Source organism: Streptomyces sp. NPDC006193 (genome assembly GCF_040613915.1).
In the GTDB taxonomy this organism is placed as follows: domain Bacteria; phylum Actinomycetota; class Actinomycetes; order Streptomycetales; family Streptomycetaceae; genus Streptomyces.
The window spans coordinates 1-3,582 of the sequence record NZ_JBEXTB010000062.1 but is presented as its reverse complement, the minus strand read 5'-3'; the positions used below and the strand labels follow the sequence as shown (position 1 = coordinate 3,582).

General features: G+C 74.5%; 4 protein-coding genes. 1 reads left to right on the top strand and 3 read right to left on the bottom strand.

Annotated elements, in window-relative coordinates:
- Positions 1 to 184: 184 nt before the first annotated feature.
- Positions 185 to 748 (bottom strand): NADPH-dependent FMN reductase, encoded by a 564-nt coding sequence (locus tag ABZ261_RS29435; RefSeq protein WP_356864377.1) that lies wholly within the window; start codon positions 746 to 748, stop codon positions 185 to 187.
- A gap of 99 nt (positions 749 to 847) precedes the next feature.
- On the opposite strand from ABZ261_RS29435, the gene ABZ261_RS29430 reads away from it, so the two are divergent.
- On the top strand, positions 848 to 1,528 hold the full coding sequence (locus tag ABZ261_RS29430; protein WP_356864375.1) for a helix-turn-helix domain-containing protein: 681 nt from the start codon (positions 848 to 850) through the stop codon (positions 1,526 to 1,528).
- Positions 1,529 to 1,606: 78 nt separating this feature from the next.
- Here ABZ261_RS29430 and ABZ261_RS29425 read toward each other — a convergent pair whose 3' ends face one another.
- Both ABZ261_RS29425 and ABZ261_RS29420 read right to left on the bottom strand, forming a co-directional pair.
- Entirely contained in the window at positions 1,607 to 2,755 is a 1,149-nt protein-coding gene (locus ABZ261_RS29425; protein WP_356864373.1) for an NAD(P)/FAD-dependent oxidoreductase, read from the bottom strand.
- A complete protein-coding gene (locus tag ABZ261_RS29420) occupies positions 2,752 to 3,432 on the bottom strand; it encodes a TetR/AcrR family transcriptional regulator (RefSeq protein WP_356864371.1) in 681 nt (226 codons plus the stop codon). The genes ABZ261_RS29425 and ABZ261_RS29420 overlap by 4 nt, the downstream gene beginning before the upstream one ends.
- Between the last annotated feature and the right edge of the window lie 150 nt (positions 3,433 to 3,582).

Sequence of the window (3,582 nt, the reverse complement as noted above, 5' to 3'; positions counted from 1 at the left end):
CTTCAGGTGCATCGGCAGATCGAGCCGCTCCACAAGGTCGAAGCCCGACGTGAGCTGGGGAAGCCCGACCACGCGGACTTCTGGGACGTCGGGCACCGTTCCCGCCCCGTCCGGCATGCACGGGGCGGGAACGGCCGAGGGCCGGAGCCCTCTGGGGACTCCGGCCCGGCGGGGGAGCGCACGGTCAGGCCGCCGCGGTCTCGCCCACGTTGCTGTGCAGGCGCGCCACGACCTCGGTCAGCTGGGCGGCGACCTCGGCGTCGTCGGCCGGGTGGGTCTCGGCGAAGCGGGTCAGGGAGCCGGGGATGGACAGCTTGATGTCCTCGACCACCTTGCCGCCGGCGATGCCCACGGACTTGCGGGCCTCGTCCTGCGCCCACACGCCGCCGTACTGGCCGAAGGCGGTGCCGACGACGGCGACGGGCTTGCCGCCGAAGGCGCCGGCGCCGTACGGGCGGGACAGCCAGTCGATGGCGTTCTTCAGGACGGCCGGAATGGTGCCGTTGTACTCGGGGGAGAAGAGCAGGAAGGCGTCGGCGGCCTGGGCGGCCTCGCGCAGCTTCACGGCGGCGGCGGGGACGCTGCCCTCGACGTCGATGTCCTCGTTGTAGAAGGGGACGTCGCCCAGGCCCTCGTAGATCTCGACCTTCGTGCCCTCGGGCGCGACCTTCACGGCCGCCTCCGCGAGCTGGCGGTTGGTCGAACCGGCGCGAAGGCTGCCGACGAGCGCGAGGATGCGAACAGACATGGGAACTCCAAGGGGCTGAAACATCGGTGGGACGATCCGGACCGGGGTCCGTTTGGGTTTCTATCACCCTAAGCGGACCGCGGTCCAGTTTTCTTCCCGATGCTTTACGCTGGATTCATGTCCAGCGCCCTGCCGCCCTTCCCGATGCCACAGGAGCCCCTCGACGTCCTCCGACCGCAGGAGCCCGGCGCTCCCTCCGACGAGCCCTGCCTCCGTGCCGACGCGGCCCGGAACCGGGCCCGGCTGCTGGAGGCCGCCGCCCGCCTGATCGCCGAGCACGGGGTGGCCGGGGTCACCATGGAGGCGGTGGCCGCGGCGGCCCACGTGGGCAAGGGGACCGTCTTCCGGCGTTTCGGCGACCGCACCGGACTGCTGATGGCCCTGCTCGACCACTCGGCGCGGCAGCTCCAGGCCGACTTCGTCAGCGGGCCCCCGCCGCTGGGGCCGGGCGCGCCGCCCCTGGAGCGGCTGCGGGCGTTCGGCGTGGCGGTGCTGTACCGCTCGGCCGAGCAGCTCGACCTGCAGCTGGCCGCCCAGCCGGAGGCGACGCGCCGGTTCACCCACCCCGCGCTGGGGGCCCTGCGCACCCACGTCACGATGCTGCTGCGCCAGATCGTGCCGGACGCCGACTGCGACCTGCTGGCCCAGACGCTGCTGGGCTCGCTGGACCCGGCCCTGATCCACCACCTGACCCGGCAGTGCGGCATGCCGCTGGAGCGGCTGGAGGCCGGCTGGGTCGACCTGGTGTCCCGGGTGACCCGCACCCCGCCGCCCCGCTGACCGAGCTGTCAGGGGGTGCCGGCGGCGCGCTCGCCGGCCGGCCCTGCCGCCGGAGGGAACCCGCTGTCCCCGCCCGGTTCAGCCGTCCCGGTCCGCGAACATCTCCACCAGCCCCCGCGGGGCGTCGGCGTGGAACAGCAGGGTCTGACTGCGGGCGGAGGTCCGGGCGGCGGCTTCGGCTCGCGGGAACATGCGGGCCTCGTAGGCGGACAGCGCGGCCTCCGGGTCGCCGGGGTGCGCGGCCAGCGCGAGGCCCAGTTCGGCGCCGTCGAGCAGGGCCAGGTTGGCGCCCTCGCCCGCGAACGGGGACATCAGGTGCGCGGCGTCCCCCAGGAGCGTGACGCCGGGGACCCGGTCCCAGCGGTGACCGGCGGGCAGGGCGTGGATGCGGCGGGGCGTCAGCGCTCCGTCCGCGTCGGCCACCAGCGCCCGCAGACCCCCGGCCCAGTCGTCGAACTCCTTCAGCACGGCCGCCTTCGCCGCCTCCGCGTCGCTGAAGTCGATGCCGTCCAGCCAGTCCTCCGGCGCCTCGACGGCCGCGTACACGTGGAGGCTGCCGTCGGTCTCGCGGTGCGCGAGGAAGCCGCGGCCCGCGCCGAGCGCGAAGAGCATGCCGCCGCCCACCGTCGCCGCGCTCCCCGGATGCCGCAGGTCCGCCTCCAGCAGGTCGGTCTCCACGAACGACACGCCGGTGTACGCCGGCCGGGCGGAGGACAGCAGCGGGCGCACGCGCGACCAGGCGCCGTCCGCGCCGACCAGGACGTCCGTGGTGAACGCGCTGCCGTCCGCGAGCATCACCTCGTGCCGGCCGCCGCCCAGCGGACGTGCGCCCGTCACCTTCGCGCCCCAGCGGACCGTGCCCGCGGGCAGTGAGCCGGCCAGCAGGTCGCGCAGCTCGCCGCGGTCGATCTCGGGGCGGCCGCCGGTGCCGTCGTCCGCCTGCTCGAAGAGGGCCGTGCCGTGCCGGTCGAGCACGCGCACCGCCTGGCCGCCGGTGTGGACGCGCGCCAGGAACTCCTCGTGCAGACCGGCGGCCCGCAACGCCTCCTGACCGGTCTCGTCGTGGATGTCGAGCATGCCGCCCTGGGTCCGGGCGGCCGGGGAGGCGTCCAGGTCGAACAGGGCGGCCTCGACGCCATGCACGTGCAGCACACGGGCGAGGGCGAGACCGCCGAGGCCCGCGCCGACGACGGCGACGGGGTGGTGGGGGAGGGCAGCGATGGTCATGGGGCCTCCTGGCCTTCGGTCGGCACGGCGGTCCGCTCTATGCCGTTGATCAGGGTCCGGAAGGCCCACGACAGGCGGGCCTGCGGGGTGCCGGACAGCAGCGCGCCGGGGTCGGCGGCGATGTGCGGGTGGGTGGCGGCGGGCGCCTCGCGCAGGGCGCGGTCCAGCTCCTGCCAGTCGCCGGGGGAGTCGTCGCCGGCGTGTTCGGCGGCGGTCGCGGTGGCGTGCTGCAGCAGCAGGTCCACGCCCCAGGCCGCCTGGGCGCGCGGCACCCCGCCCGCCAGCAGCAGCTCCAGCAGTGTGTCGATGAGCCTCAGGTAGTTCGGCCCGCTGGGCCGCGCGGTCAGCGCCGAGCGGGCGAGGGACGGATGCTCCAGGAGCATCGCGGTGTACGCGGTGAGCAGCGTCTCCAGCCGCTCCCGCCATCCCCCTTCGGCCGGCGCCGGGCCGACCGTGCCGAGCAGCTCGTCCAGGACGGCCGCGTGCAGTTCGTCGGTGTTGCGGATGTACACGTACAGCGAGGCGGGACCGGTGTCGAGTTCCTGCGCCAGCCGCCGCATCGTCACCTTCCGAAGGCCTTCCGCGCGCAGGATCGCCACGGCGGCGGCGACGATGCCCTGCCGGGTCAGTGCGGGCTTGGCGGGGCGTTCACGGCGGGATCGGGGCGCTGCGGTCATGCCGCCACCGTACCGAACATGTTCGTCGCGAACAAGTTCGCTACGAACGCGTTCGTGGTGCGGGGCTTCTTCAGGGAGAGGGCGACCAGCTGCCGGTAGGTGAAGACCTTGTTCCGCACCGCCTCGAAGCCGGAGACGCTGCTGGCGAAC

Excerpts from the sequence above, each read along its gene's own strand:
- ABZ261_RS29425 (WP_356864373.1), bottom strand. The coding sequence starts at position 2,755 with ATGACCATCGCTGCCCTCCCCCACCACCCCGTCGCCGTCGTCGGCGCG.
- ABZ261_RS29420 (WP_356864371.1), bottom strand. The coding sequence starts at position 3,432 with ATGACCGCAGCGCCCCGATCCCGCCGTGAACGCCCCGCCAAGCCCGCA.
- ABZ261_RS29430 (WP_356864375.1), top strand. The coding sequence starts at position 848 with ATGCTTTACGCTGGATTCATGTCCAGCGCCCTGCCGCCCTTCCCGATG.
- ABZ261_RS29435 (WP_356864377.1), bottom strand. The coding sequence starts at position 748 with ATGTCTGTTCGCATCCTCGCGCTCGTCGGCAGCCTTCGCGCCGGTTCG.